This window comes from Vallitalea maricola (assembly GCF_036985595.1).
In the GTDB taxonomy this organism is placed as follows: Bacteria; Bacillota; Clostridia; order Lachnospirales; family Vallitaleaceae; genus Vallitalea; species Vallitalea maricola.
Genome location: NZ_BTPU01000070.1, coordinates 1 through 13,166 on the forward strand (window position 1 = coordinate 1; position 13,166 = coordinate 13,166).

General features: G+C 30.7%; 14 protein-coding genes. 6 read left to right on the plus strand and 8 right to left on the minus strand.

What is annotated here, in order from left to right; genetic code table 11:
* Positions 1-93 precede the first annotated feature (93 nt).
* The 4 genes from AACQ14_RS18410 to deoD form a co-directional block, all read right to left on the minus strand.
* Entirely contained in the window at positions 94-336 is a 243-nt protein-coding gene (locus tag AACQ14_RS18410) for a hypothetical protein (protein WP_339365052.1), read from the minus strand.
* A 91-nt stretch (positions 337-427) separates the two neighbouring features.
* A complete protein-coding gene (locus AACQ14_RS18415) occupies positions 428-1,336 on the minus strand; it encodes a hypothetical protein (protein WP_339365053.1) in 909 nt (302 codons plus the stop codon).
* 475 nt (positions 1,337-1,811) lie between these two features.
* Positions 1,812-2,081: a hypothetical protein gene (locus tag AACQ14_RS18420; protein ID WP_339365054.1), complete on the minus strand. Its 270-nt coding sequence runs from the start codon at positions 2,079-2,081 to the stop codon at positions 1,812-1,814.
* 434 nt (positions 2,082-2,515) lie between these two features.
* The gene (deoD, locus tag AACQ14_RS18425; RefSeq protein WP_339365055.1) at positions 2,516-3,232 is read right to left on the minus strand and encodes a purine-nucleoside phosphorylase; all 717 of its coding nucleotides are present in this window, start codon (positions 3,230-3,232) and stop codon (positions 2,516-2,518) included.
* 370 nt (positions 3,233-3,602) lie between these two features.
* On the opposite strand from deoD, the gene AACQ14_RS18430 reads away from it, so the two are divergent.
* The 5 genes from AACQ14_RS18430 to AACQ14_RS18450 all read left to right on the plus strand — a co-directional run bounded on the left by AACQ14_RS18430 (position 3,603) and on the right by AACQ14_RS18450 (position 6,659).
* Positions 3,603-3,968 (plus strand): NifB/NifX family molybdenum-iron cluster-binding protein, encoded by a 366-nt coding sequence (locus AACQ14_RS18430; protein ID WP_339365056.1) that lies wholly within the window; start codon positions 3,603-3,605, stop codon positions 3,966-3,968.
* A gap of 50 nt (positions 3,969-4,018) precedes the next feature.
* The gene (locus AACQ14_RS18435; protein ID WP_339365057.1) at positions 4,019-4,849 is read left to right on the plus strand and encodes an ATP-binding protein; all 831 of its coding nucleotides are present in this window, start codon (positions 4,019-4,021) and stop codon (positions 4,847-4,849) included.
* Positions 4,837-5,685, plus strand: coding sequence for an ATP-binding protein (locus AACQ14_RS18440; protein WP_339365058.1), 849 nt, complete (start codon positions 4,837-4,839; stop codon positions 5,683-5,685). The genes AACQ14_RS18435 and AACQ14_RS18440 overlap by 13 nt, the downstream gene beginning before the upstream one ends.
* Positions 5,686-5,722: 37 nt before the next feature.
* Positions 5,723-6,082 carry a NifB/NifX family molybdenum-iron cluster-binding protein gene (locus AACQ14_RS18445; protein ID WP_339365059.1) on the plus strand — a complete coding sequence of 120 codons (360 nt, stop codon included), beginning with the start codon at positions 5,723-5,725 and terminating at the stop codon, positions 6,080-6,082.
* A gap of 139 nt (positions 6,083-6,221) precedes the next feature.
* Entirely contained in the window at positions 6,222-6,659 is a 438-nt protein-coding gene (locus tag AACQ14_RS18450; RefSeq protein WP_339365060.1) for a Fur family transcriptional regulator, read from the plus strand.
* Positions 6,660-6,792: 133 nt separating this feature from the next.
* Here AACQ14_RS18450 and AACQ14_RS18455 read toward each other — a convergent pair whose 3' ends face one another.
* From AACQ14_RS18455 to AACQ14_RS18470, 4 genes are all read right to left on the minus strand, one after another.
* Positions 6,793-8,262 carry a 4Fe-4S dicluster domain-containing protein gene (locus tag AACQ14_RS18455; RefSeq protein ID WP_339365061.1) on the minus strand — a complete coding sequence of 490 codons (1,470 nt, stop codon included), beginning with the start codon at positions 8,260-8,262 and terminating at the stop codon, positions 6,793-6,795.
* Between the two features lie 77 nt (positions 8,263-8,339).
* Entirely contained in the window at positions 8,340-9,509 is a 1,170-nt protein-coding gene (locus AACQ14_RS18460) for a SpoIIE family protein phosphatase (RefSeq protein ID WP_339365062.1), read from the minus strand.
* The gene (locus tag AACQ14_RS18465) at positions 9,506-11,218 is read right to left on the minus strand and encodes a [Fe-Fe] hydrogenase large subunit C-terminal domain-containing protein (RefSeq protein ID WP_339365063.1); all 1,713 of its coding nucleotides are present in this window, start codon (positions 11,216-11,218) and stop codon (positions 9,506-9,508) included. Before AACQ14_RS18465 ends, AACQ14_RS18460 begins: the two co-directional genes overlap by 4 nt.
* A 12-nt stretch (positions 11,219-11,230) precedes the next feature.
* A complete protein-coding gene (locus AACQ14_RS18470; RefSeq protein WP_339365107.1) occupies positions 11,231-11,482 on the minus strand; it encodes a (2Fe-2S) ferredoxin domain-containing protein in 252 nt (83 codons plus the stop codon).
* A 369-nt stretch (positions 11,483-11,851) separates the two neighbouring features.
* On the opposite strand from AACQ14_RS18470, the gene AACQ14_RS18475 reads away from it, so the two are divergent.
* The gene (locus AACQ14_RS18475; RefSeq protein ID WP_339365064.1) at positions 11,852-13,021 is read left to right on the plus strand and encodes an ROK family transcriptional regulator; all 1,170 of its coding nucleotides are present in this window, start codon (positions 11,852-11,854) and stop codon (positions 13,019-13,021) included.
* Positions 13,022-13,166 lie beyond the last annotated feature (145 nt).

Genomic DNA, 13,166 nt, shown 5'->3' on the forward strand with positions numbered 1-13,166 from the left:
TGTTAGATGGCGATGGCTTATATTCATTTTCATCGTATTCTTATATTTACTTGCAAAATTCCAAAAATTTCTTATGACATACTATTCAGTAAGTTATGCTTTATCATGTTTTCTCCATTTACTTAAGATTATAAGTATTAATCCAATTATAAAAAGCAATATACTTATTACCCAAGGTATAGTGCTATATGTGTTTACTAGTATTTGTAAGTATTTTCCCCAACCAGTTCTCCATTGAACTAAATCATCTAATTTATTAATAACAGTTATATGAAGTGTTAAAAAAGAGGACGTCCCTAATATCATAAAAAACATACCAATTATAATTCTTTTCATATTTATTTGCTCCTAACATTAAATGCTAAGCTATATTAGTAATATATAGCTTAGCGATATAGTTTACAGTTGATGTTAAGTATTAATAATATTAATACTCAACATCTGGTGGACCTGTTGGTGGTGCAGGTGCAGTTTTTGGTTTTCCACTATCGTTATAAGCTGAGAAGTAATCGTCAGAAGGATTTACATGAGTATAATAGATACCGCTTTCTGTCCAGACTTCTTCAATCCATCCTAATGTTGCATGATAATATTTGGCTCCTCTTCGTCCTTCCCATTTTTCCTTATAATATGTAACGTAAGGTCTAGTAGCCCAAATAGTCCATGCATCTATTGTTGCCCCTTGAGAAATTGATGAAGAATAAGACGTAGTACTTGAAGCACTAGCGGATAAAAAGCCTTTTATTAAGTTTGATCCTTCAAAACCTATAGTATATGATATAGTTTTTGTTTTTGTGTAAGAGACTGTAATAGCCTGAGCAGAATTATAATTATTCTGTACAGCCCAACCAGTACAATATGTAAGGTGATGAGTTTCTGAAACTTTCTCTGGTTCTTTTACCCACGATTGTTTCGCATACCAAGGAATATCTCCTGGTGCCCCTTTAACTTCAATATTATTCACTAATGATTTATTATTTTTTTGAGCAACTTTTAATGATTCGAATTGAGTAGCCATTACATCAACAATAATATCAATGTTATTAATGAGATATTGATTTTCCTGAGGAGATAAATTATATTCTTTTAGTAAAGCTTTTTTTATTAAGTTTTTGTCAATAATTGCAATATTACCGTTATCATCATACAATCCGTTGTATAACGGTTCTCCAGTAATTTTCTTAACAGATTCTTTCATTCTAAGATTTTCATTTTTAAGATGTTTTTCACCTAATAATATAGTATTTGACTCACTATCTGCATATATAAAATTTGAAGTATATGCAAATAACAAAGAAAACATACATATAATAGGCAATATTTTTTTGATTTTCACAAATCATTCCTCCTTATTAATTTTTTCAATCTTGATTATATCATATAAAAAACAAAAAAAATGTCGAATTATTAGAATTGAATTAATTTTTTAATAAAATCAAGTAAGTTAAATACTAATTTTCTTATATTGAGATAACAGTTATAATTATCATTACTTAAAGATACTGTTATAGTTAAACATAATGTAACATCATTTTATATACAATTTTTTATATCAACTTGCATACATGAGTTCATATAGCAAAAATTATATGAACAGTGATTTTTAACCCTAAAATATAACCCAAAAGTAGGATTCAACTACAAATTTCCTAGTTCATAGTAAAACCACAAAAGTACCTAATAGTAAAGAAGATAAGAAATCACCATTTAAAATAATATAAATATTCTGGTAATACCCCGATTACTAACACAAATTAATTTTATTATTGACTTTAGTCTGTTGATTATGCAATAGCCTCAACAGGCTTCCTTCAACTAGTATCCAAAGAATAATGATTCTCTCCCCTAGAACAAAACTTACAATTAACCGAACAAGGCTCAGCATTCAAACCAATCTGTGCAAACACTATCCCCCTATTATTAAACTCACTTCTGCTCAACCTATCCGCCTTACACAAAATCGAATAAAAATCCTCCGAACCATTAACCACATTCAACAATCCTACTATCTCATTCCTATCCAACAATCTCTCATTATCATCCAATAGTCTCGATACATTACTGCCATCCTTACTACCCATGATTTCACCTCTCCACTAAAAAATTTTATCCTACATATATTGTACTTGAATTAAAAACTTAACTATATAAATATATTAATCTAATTTGTAATTTTTTATGGGAATTAAGAAGGAACACCAATAATTATGATTAAGTACTAAAAATGTAAGAAATATTCTTTAATAAAGATAAAAAATTCCTCCTATAACATAAGTCAAAGAAGGAATTTTCGGGCGTAAATTAATAGAAAGTTCTACTTTCTATTAATCAGTCTTTTAGATCTTTTAAAAACAGGTATGATTCAAATATCGAGTGTAGGGAGTATAGGGGAATATGGAGCAGTGAGCCATGGACGGCGAACTCAGCCTTTTAAACACGGACGTTTAACTGGCTGACGGAATATTCCCCTATACTCCCTACACGACCGTTAGCTTATGAATAAATACACCCAAATTTATTCAGCAAACTGCAAAGCAATCTCCATCATCTTAGTAAAAGCATTTTGACGCTCATCACTACTTGTCTCTTCTTTTGTAGCAATTGAGTCAGAAACAGTCAATATACAAGCTGCCTTTTTACCAGATACTTTTGCATTAGCAAACAAAGCAAAAGACTCCATTTCAGCTGCTAAACAACCATAATCATCTCTGTAGCTCTTGTATACTTCTGAGTCACTAGAATAAAATACATCAGAAGAATGTATACGGCCTCTAACAATAGGTATATTAAGCTCTTCAGCATGTTTTGCAATTTGTTCATTCAATTCTTTTGATGCTTCAATTACATCTTTATCATAACCATTTTGAACTTTTGCATAACTTGATTTTGACCATGCTTCATCAACTAAAATAACATCATATAGTTTTAAGTCCTTAGTATAAGAACCACAAGAACCTATACGAATAATATTTTCTACATCATAGAAATTAAATAATTCATAAGAATAAATCCCTATACTTGGCATACCCATTCCTGAACCCATAACAGAAATACGTTTTCCTTTGTAGTTTCCAGTATAACCGAACATATTACGAACGTTATTAAATTTTACAACATCTGTAAGATAAGTATCTGCAATAAATTTAGCACGTAAAGGGTCACCTGGCATTAGTACTGTCTTAGAAATAAGATTTTTATCTTTGCATTCAATATGTGGTGTTGGTATACTCATAAAATTTCTCCTTTACAATATAAATTATATATATATAAGTAGTTTTTAGTTGTTACTTATATATGTTAGTCTTATGAATAAACTAATTAGTTTATTCAATAAGATTAATCAACAAAAAGTACTTTGCATAAAGCAGGACGAGTTTCCTTTTTGTGGAATAATCTCAATGATATTATATCATTATACATACTTATTAACAACATAACTAGGACATATGTCTTTTAATAAAATTTAAATTTTTGTAAAAAGTTATTGGCATTTGCCAATAAAGGGTATATAATAGAGGAGGATAAATAAAATATAATAATGAATTAATTACTTGCAGGTATATATCCATTATTATTAATATAAAATGGAAGGAGTAATAAAAATGAAAATATGTATTTCAAGTACAGTAGATAGTATTAATGGTTTGACAGATGGAAGATTCGGTAGATGTCCTTTCTACGCTATCTACGATGATGAAACTAAGGAATATGAATTTGTAGAGAATAAAGGTGCTAAAGCCGCACAGGGAGCAGGAATCAAAGCAGCACAGATTGTAGTAGATAAAGATGTGGATGTTGTTATTACAGGTAATCTAGGACCAAATGCTATTAGAGTTCTTCAAGCAGGTAATATTAAGATATATAAGATGTTGGGAGATAAGATAAAAGAGCAGGTAGGATACTATAATGAAGGTAAATTGATTAGTATTGATAAACCTGGTGCATCACATATGGGAATGGGCAAATAAAGTAATAACTTGTTATTTAGAAAAATACTATAGAAAAAGAGGAATTTGTTATGCAAATCGCGGTTTTAAGCGGCAAGGGAGGTACTGGTAAAACAACTGTATCAACCAATCTTGCCAAATTAATTAATGTTAGATATATTGATTGTGATGTTGAAGAACCTAATGGATTCATCTTTCTAAAACCTCAAGCTATTGAAAGTAAGGAAGTAAGTATGCCAGTTCCTTATGTAGATGAAGATAAATGTATACATTGTAAGAAGTGCGTAGATATCTGTCAGTTCAATGCATTAGTTCATACTGACAAAGTAATTCTTTTTGAAAAGTTATGTCATGGATGTGGTGCATGTAGAGCGGTATGTCCGACTATGGCTATTGTTGAAAAAGATAGACCTATAGGTAAGATTGAAACGGGTTACAGTGATGATATGCAGTGCCTTAGCGGAACACTTAATGTTACAGAACCTATGGCAGGACCAATTATCAGTAGACTCAAAGGTATGATAGATGATAAGACTACAATTATTGATTGTTCACCAGGTAGTTCATGTAATGTTGTCAAGCCATTACTAGGTGTTGACTATGCAATATTAGTTACAGAACCTACAGAATTTGGTTTACATGATCTTAAAATTGCAGTAGAATTAGTACGTAAGATGAAAATACCTTTTGGAGTTATCATCAATAGAATGTCACAAGAAGAAAATGATACATTAAAGTATTGCAAAGCTGAAAATATTAATATTATTGGAACTATTCCTTTTGACAGAGATATTGCAGTTATGTACTCTAAAGGTGAACTTCTAATTAATAATGAAAAATATAAAAAGATGTTCACTGAAATAATGAGCAACATAGAGGAGGCTATAGGATGCAGCTTGTAATAATAAGTGGAAAAGGTGGAACAGGAAAAACTACTATTGCAGCATCATTTGCCTATCTTAGTGAAAATAGTATTAAATGTGATTGTGATGTAGATGCTTCTAATCTTCATATTGTTTTAGGCGGTGAAGATATTAAGAGCGAACCATATATAGGTGCTAAGGTAGCCCATGTTGATGGAGATAAGTGCACCTTATGCAGAGCTTGCGAATACATGTGCAGATTTGATGCCATAAAAGATGGTGTAGTAGATGAATTGAAATGTGAAGGCTGTGCAGCATGTACAGTGGTTTGTGATTATAATGCTATTACTATGGAAGACGAAGTTACAGGTGATACCATAATAACTAAAACTTCTAAAGGTATATTATCAAGAGCCCAGATGATAGTGGGTGCTGAAGGTTCAGGGAAACTAGTGACTGATGTCAGAAAAAATGCATTAAGTTATGGTAATAAAGACGATATGTACATTTTGGATGGTACACCTGGTGTAGGATGTGCTGTTATGGCTTCTGTTACTGGCTGCGATATTGCTCTTATTATTGTTGAACCCAGTCAATCAGGTCTTAATGATTTTAAGAGAGTACTTTCAGTAGTAGAGTTTTTTGAGATAGAACCATTAGTATGTATTAATAAGTATGATATCAATGAAGAAGTAACAAAAGATATATCAGCTTATTGTGAGGCTAAAAAAATTGATTTGATTGGTAAGATACCTTTTGACACTACAGTTGAAAAATCAATCAATGAACTTAAGCCTATTGTGCTATACGAAAATAGTGTGGCAGCAAAAGAAATTAAAAATATCTGGAAAAAACTTAATGATTATACAAAATAAAATCAAATAATAAATATTATTCAAGGAGGAATTTATAATGAAAGTAGCTATAGCAAAGGAAGGAAATGTAGTTTCAGGACATTTTGGATATTGTGAAGGATTTCAAATCTATGAGGTAGAAAATAATCAGGTTAAAGACACTACATTAGTAGCTAACCCAGGTCACAAACCAGGTTTTTTACCTAGATTTCTTGGAGAAAAAAATGTTAATGTAATTATTGCTGGAGGAATGGGTGCAACAGCTCAACAACTATTTAATGAAAATAATATTTCAGTAATTGTTGGTGCTTCAGGAGAACTAGATGAAGTTATTAAGAGATATCTTGATGGAAAATTAGAATCTACTGGAAGCGTTTGCCACGATCATTCACATCATGATGAAGGCTGTGAAGATTAATAGTCAATATTAGTTGCAAATGATATTTTTTTATGGATAGCAAAGAAGGAATATATTCTCCTCTCTCTACAATTTATTTATAAATTAGTTTTTGCTATCCATATTTAATATTATAAATAATAAGTGTAAAGGTGATATTATGGAAAATAAATTATTGATGATAGAAAAATTATTAAATGAAAAGGACATAAAATTGACTACAAGACGTAGGGCTGTGTTAGAAGTTCTTTTGAATCACCAAGAGCATTTTAGGGTAGAGGAGATATATGACAAATTAAAAGCTACTGGGATTGGATTTGCAACGGTATACAGAACAGTAGAATTACTGACTAAAGCAGGAATTATTAATGAAATAATGATTGATAAAGTTAATTACTATGAACTAAAGGTTTTTAGTGAAAAATGTCTGCATGTCCATTTCAAATGCAAAGAATGTAAAAAAGTATTTGATTGTAATGATGCTAAGATTGGGCTTGATATAGTAAAACTTAAAAACTATACTGAAGAAACATATGGTGTTAATGTTGAAGAGTTAACTATAGTAATGCAAGGGACTTGTAAAGATTGTAGATTGTAAAATCAATCCTATAAGCATAGAAATTATAACAATCATGAATAAAATATATGCCTATATAATGATTGGGAAAGGGGTAATAATCATCATATAGACATAATAAAAAATATGTATGTAAAGTTAATGGTTGGTATATTTATTCGTGATTTTCTCTGTTCAAGTTAAGTGAATCCATATTGAATATTCTAATAGCATCATTAACAGTTGTTTCAATGGCTAATTTACCATATTTATCTACTTCTTTTTTATCCTTAGCTCCATGAGATAGTGAAGCAGGACCACATATGCAACCACCTTCGCAAGCCATTCCTTCAATAAAGTTACCTTGTAAACGGTTGAATTTTGCTAATTTCAGATTTTTGGAGCATTCATTTAGTCCGTCACATACTACAGGTTTAATATCAATATCCAGATTATTGGTTTCTACAACATGCTTAATTGCATCTGTAACCCCACCAGATCTAGCAAATATTCTTCCGAAATATGAAGCATTATCAAGAATGCCTTCGTCACATTCTTCTACTTTTATATCATGAGCATCAAATAATGCTTGTAATTCTTCAAATGTAAGAACATAGTCAACTTCGCCTTTTAGGTCGGGTTCATTGATTTCTGATTTTTTAGCAGTACATGGACCAATGAAAACAGTTTTCGCTGTAGGGTCCGTATTCTTGATAAGCTGTGAAGTAGCAATCATAGGGGACACAGCAGTTGATATATGATCTATAAGATCAGGATAGTTTTTCTTGATATATGTAACAAAAGCAGGGCAACAGGATGTAGTCATCCATTCTTTTTCGCCTAGTTCTTTTGCAACTTGTGTGCTTTCATAATACGCAATAATATCAGCACCCAAGGCAACTTCGACAACATTGTGAAAGCCTAATTTCTTGATTCCAGTGATTACTTGTTCTATTTTGGCATAAGTAAATTGACTAGAAATGGCAGGTGCAATCATAGCATATACTTTGTAGTTATTGTTTTTAGCTGATTCCTCAATTAGTCTAATTACGTCCACTATAGAGGATTTATCCATAATAGCTCCAAAGGGACATTGGTATACGCAGGCACCACAGCTTATACAATTCTCATAATCTATTGAAGCTTTTTTAGTATCTGGGTCTATGCTTATTGCATCTGCATTACAAGCTTTTACACAAGGCCTTTGGATTTCAATAATGGCATTGTAAGGACATGCATTGGCACATCTACCGCATTCTTTACATTTATCTGTGTCTATATGAGCTTTTTGTCCAGAAAAATCTATTGCATCAAATGGACAGGCTTCTTTACATTTGTGAGCTATACAGCCTCTACAGGCTTCTGTAACAGAATATTTTTGAATAGGACAGCTATCACACGCTATATCAATAACTTGTATTGTGTTATCATTGTGAGGGTCACCCCCCATGGCCAATTTAAGTCTTTCATTTATTATAGCTCTTTCCTTATATATACAACATCTGGTTTCTGGTTTAGGTCCAGGGATAATTTTATTTGGAATATCTAATATATCTTTTTCTAATGAATTGTTTAGTGCAGAAGAAGCTACTTCTTTTAGTACTTTGTATTTTAGTAGTTGCACATTAGTTTCAAATTTTCTCATTGTCTTCCTCCTAAATTATGAAACAACTGTATATACACTTTTAATGATTAATTCACAAAAGTATTTAGTATAGGGATTTAGATATAGGTTATAGTAACTTGCTTACCTATACTTTCTAGTTCATTTGCTAATTCTCCTACAATCTTTAACTTTATGTTAAGGCTGGTAGGGAAATTAGGGTTTTGATGAGCAGGATTAACTGCTTTTCCTACCCAGAAATGTACATGTGTACATTCATTTATTAAGTAATTGGCTAGTTTGCTAGCTCCATTATTTTCATTTAGGTAATTAGCTTTAGTAGTGAAATCTTCGCTGGAATAAGTCTTCAGTAGCTCTAGAGTTTGTTTTAATGTCAGTACTCCTTCAGTTACTAAATCAATACCATCCATATATGCCATAGGAGGTACGTCTTTTGCCATGGTTTCAATGTCTACATAGATTTCACGATCCAATTCTCTGGCAGCTATATTTGCCGTAGTTCCTCCGCATATTACTTTTTTACTGTTGCCTTTGGATAATTTATTAATTATCCATTTATCCATATCCCTATCTTCGGGAGGACCTGTAAACAGGTCGATATTTTCAATTTCACGTACTCTGATATTCATTATAGTGGTATCATCGCCAGGATGGTCTTCATAGAGATTATTACATACTCCAATGAAATTTCCACTAATGTTTCGTGATGTTTTTTCCACTTTTGCAAGGTCTCTAAGATAGTCATTAATATTGTCCCATTGCCATCCAAGATTAAGAAGTGCTCCAACACCTGCATGTACAGCACCATCACTTATTACTGAGATATTATCTCCAACCATTAATTTGAAATTACTTTCTAGAATGGTTTTACCATTAATATCAATTTTACGCTTATTTAATGCCAAATCTATTCCGTTACGATATATAAAAATAGGTGGATTGTCGTATTCTGCTATATATACTTCACCTGATTTATCGATTTTTATCATAGTGAAAGTAGAGTAGGCAAGTTTCCGTACTTGACATTCTGGTAGAGTATTTACAATAGTATCTACTGTGTCTTTTATACTTGCTCCTTCTTTTAACATCGTCGCTGCTATCTTTGCTGTTAGGGTAGCAAGTATATTAGCTTTTACACCACTTCCTAATCCATCAGATAGAACAGCGATTACACTGTCATCTGTACGTATTATCTCTACTTTGTCACCGCATAGTTGTTCACCGTATTTATTAATGCTATTATGAAAAATATCAATAAAATATTTCACTTAGTAACACCTTCTTCGCCTAAAACAATCTGTTGCAATTTCATCAATGTAATCTTTGTTTCAGCGGTTGTTTCACCTAGGAGACTGGCTATTTCTTGAGCAACACGCATTTGCTTCTCAATAACATTATCAGCCACTTCCAATGTATTTTTCTTAAGATTAATAAGTTCTTGATTTTTCTTTTCTATGTTAGTAACATCATATAAAATAGCCATAATCAGATTTTGTTTTGGTAAGAATAAAATGGTTTCATTAACAATCAAGTTATAATGAGAATAAATTACTCTTTTATTAACAATATTTTGTTTCGTTTCTAAAACATGTCTAAAATCACTATCATCAATATATGTTGATAAAGCTTTGCCTTTTGATAAGTTGGACTGAATCAAGAAAGCACTTTCACAAGCGGGGTTAACATCAATAATGTGAAGGTTTTCATCTAATAATAGGATAATATTGGGCGTACTCTCAAAGATGATGTTTGAAAGTTTCTCAGCTTTACTTCTCATGTAAGGGATACACATTTCTGGTTGTGACATACCTTCATATACAGCTTGAGCTTTTTCGCGACAGGTATTGTAACCACAAGCACCACAATTAAGCTCATCTTCCTTAACAACTTTACCCATTGATTTTAGAATCTCTTTTATTTCTTCTTCTGAGGCAAGTCTTTTAGGCACATGACTATTGGTAAAAGAGCGGTTATAAACTGTTTTATTGGATAGTTCATATTCTAGAGCTTCTTTTTCTTCTAAGTAATCATCAACATGAAGTTGTCTTAGATGGACATTTTCACTATTCTTGCTGACAGCTGGACCATTAATACATCCGTTAGCACATATATTTGCTTCTATAAAAAGATTTTCAACATCTTCTTTAGATATTGTTTCAAATAGATTTTTGCAGTCTTCTATTCCTGTAACACTCACTGAACGATATCCATTTTTAGTAATGTCATCATCAATTCCTTTTAAAATACCACCTTCTAGAGGATATCTTTGACCATATGAGGAGGCTGATGAATCAAGGTATGAGTCTTCTAGGTCATTTAGTATTATTCCTTCTTCATGTAACCATGTATCAAGTTCTTCAAATGATAGAATAGCGTCAATATCTCCTGTTTCTTGGTAACCAAAAGCTTCACATCTTTTAGAAATACATGGTCCTACAAAAGTAATAAATGAATTTTGACCATATTTTTCTTTTAATAATATGCTATGGGCTATCATAGGGGATACTACAGGAAGCAGGTAGGGAAGTAATTCTGGATAGTAACGTTGTATCAATAAGTTCACTGAAGGACAACATGAAGTAATCAGGTTCTTCTTATCATTATGATTACACATATATTCCTTATAGAGATCACTTACGATTTCTGCACCTATTGCTGTTTCTTCTATTACTTCAAAACCAAGTGCTCTTAGAGCAGCTATAAGTTTTTTAGGTTTTTTATAAATACCACTATAAGAGGGTGCTAATGTAACAACCATTTTTTTAGTACTTTGTATAGAATTCTTTATAGCACTTAAATCACTTTTTATATTTCTGGCATTCTGTGGACAGACTACAAAACATTGTCCGCAACCGATACAATGGTCTTCCATGATCTGTGCTTGGTCATCAACTATTCTTATTGCTTTTACGTGGCAATTTCTTACGCACTTATAACAATTCTTACAATTAGCAGGTAAAAAATCCATTATCTTCATAATAAAACCTCCTTATTGTTGTGGTAACTTAGTCAAGATTTCGTTATTGAAAAATTCTTCAGTTGTAGTAGGACAGACTGAATATATTTTATCGTCTACTTTGACTGATACTGCTTCGGTGCATCTACCAAGACAAAAAGCACCTTTTATTTCAACTTTATCTTCTAAAGATTGATTTTTAACTAATTCTTGGAGCTTTGAAATGACTGAATAAGACCCTTTTAAATGGCATGCACTACCTATACAAATATTAATTGTTAACATTTTAACCACTCCTTTTAATATAATAATTATGTATTACCTATAAAATTTGTTAAATATATTAAATGAAATTTTTAGTTATTAATAGAAAGATGTATATATATATTTGTTGATTATATAATATTTTGGCATATAATTAATATGAGTTTTTTATCTAACTGTTTTTATATGCTAATACATAAGTCTATTTTATTAGGTTCATATATATATTAACAAAAATTAAAAAAAAGTCAATGATTTTGTTAATTTATTAACAAAAAATATTAACCAATTATAGCATTATTTTATTTTTAATATACAATACTATTGAAAAAAATTCATATTTTGTATAATATTATATCAATTAATAAAACTTTTATGGAGGAGATTTTATTGTTCAAGATTGAAAAAAAGGGTAAATCTCAAATGAAATCAATTAATAAGATTAAGATTTTCAAGATGATATTGAAAGATGGACCAATATCAAGAACTGACATAGAGAAGACATTAAAATTATCAGCACCTTCGGTTTCCAGAATTGTTGAAAATCTAATTAAGGAAGACTTAGTTATGGAAGTTGGTAAAGAAGATACTTATGTAGGGAGAAAGCCAATAAGTCTTATAGTTAATAAAAATGCCAGCTATATAATAGGTATCAATATTTCCAAGAGTAATATATATATATGCATCACTAATCTTAAGTCAGAGATCATCTATAAAGATATTTTAAGTATAGTAGCTATAAATAATGCAGATATTTTATTGGAAGAGTTAGATAAGCTAATAACGGCATCTATAAACAATGCGCAGATTAGTAAAGACAAGCTGTTGGGTATTGGTGTTGCATCAAGAGGTATATTAGATTATAAATCAGGCACCATATTAAAGCTTAAGAAAGGTATTGAAGATGTACCTATCAAGAGATTTTTAGAGGAAAGATATAATTGTGTAATAATGGTTGAAAATAATGTCAATACGGATTTAATTGGAGAATATCTGATTAATAATAAGCTAAGTAATAGTAAAAAGAGTCTGATATATATTTATTTAGGTGAAGGTGTTGGGGGTAGTATTATATGTAACAATCAATTGGTGAGAGGTAAAAATAATCTTGCTGGTAAGATTGGTCATATGATAATTCAATCTGATGGTGAAGAATGTTATTGCGGCAAAAAAGGTCATTTGGAAGCTTATTGTTCCAAGGGGGCAATAGAAAAGGTTTATAGAGATAAAAAGGGTGATAAGGATACTTCACTCACTGATATATGTAAAATGGCAAATGTTAATGATGATATATGTGTTGAGATTATTAATAATGCTCTTAATAAAATAGCTATAGCTGTTTCTAATCTATTGGTTGTGATTAATCCAGATGTGGTAGTTTTATCAGGAGAAATTTTTGATTATTATGAGGATGCTCTAAGTATCTTGAAGAACCTTGTAAAAGAATTAGCTTTTGACATTAAGTTAAATGATATAGATTGGGTAATCAGGTCAAAAGAAAAAATGATGATAGAGTATAGTGCTACTGCTCTTATTATGGATAAAGTCTTTAATGTATAATTGTATGATAGTAATATAATTAATATATTCATTCATATTGAAAATATATATATTTTATGCTAAAATCATAATTAGGATAGAAAGACTATTTTTTTATTGATTTATTTTCATTATGAAAGTAATGATTCCAATAAATATTATTATA

Bases quoted from the DNA above. Each gene is read 5' to 3' on its own strand.
- AACQ14_RS18410 (WP_339365052.1), bottom strand. From the start codon at position 336: ATGAAAAGAATTATAATTGGTATGTTTTTTATGATATTAGGGACGTCC.
- AACQ14_RS18420 (WP_339365054.1), bottom strand. From the start codon at position 2,081: ATGGGTAGTAAGGATGGCAGTAATGTATCGAGACTATTGGATGATAAT.
- deoD (WP_339365055.1), bottom strand. From the start codon at position 3,232: ATGAGTATACCAACACCACATATTGAATGCAAAGATAAAAATCTTATT.
- AACQ14_RS18430 (WP_339365056.1), top strand. From the start codon at position 3,603: ATGAAAATATGTATTTCAAGTACAGTAGATAGTATTAATGGTTTGACA.
- AACQ14_RS18435 (WP_339365057.1), top strand. From the start codon at position 4,019: ATGCAAATCGCGGTTTTAAGCGGCAAGGGAGGTACTGGTAAAACAACT.
- AACQ14_RS18440 (WP_339365058.1), top strand. From the start codon at position 4,837: ATGCAGCTTGTAATAATAAGTGGAAAAGGTGGAACAGGAAAAACTACT.
- AACQ14_RS18445 (WP_339365059.1), top strand. From the start codon at position 5,723: ATGAAAGTAGCTATAGCAAAGGAAGGAAATGTAGTTTCAGGACATTTT.
- AACQ14_RS18450 (WP_339365060.1), top strand. From the start codon at position 6,222: ATGGAAAATAAATTATTGATGATAGAAAAATTATTAAATGAAAAGGAC.
- AACQ14_RS18455 (WP_339365061.1), bottom strand. From the start codon at position 8,262: ATGAGAAAATTTGAAACTAATGTGCAACTACTAAAATACAAAGTACTA.
- AACQ14_RS18465 (WP_339365063.1), bottom strand. From the start codon at position 11,218: ATGAAGATAATGGATTTTTTACCTGCTAATTGTAAGAATTGTTATAAG.
- AACQ14_RS18470 (WP_339365107.1), bottom strand. From the start codon at position 11,482: ATGTTAACAATTAATATTTGTATAGGTAGTGCATGCCATTTAAAAGGG.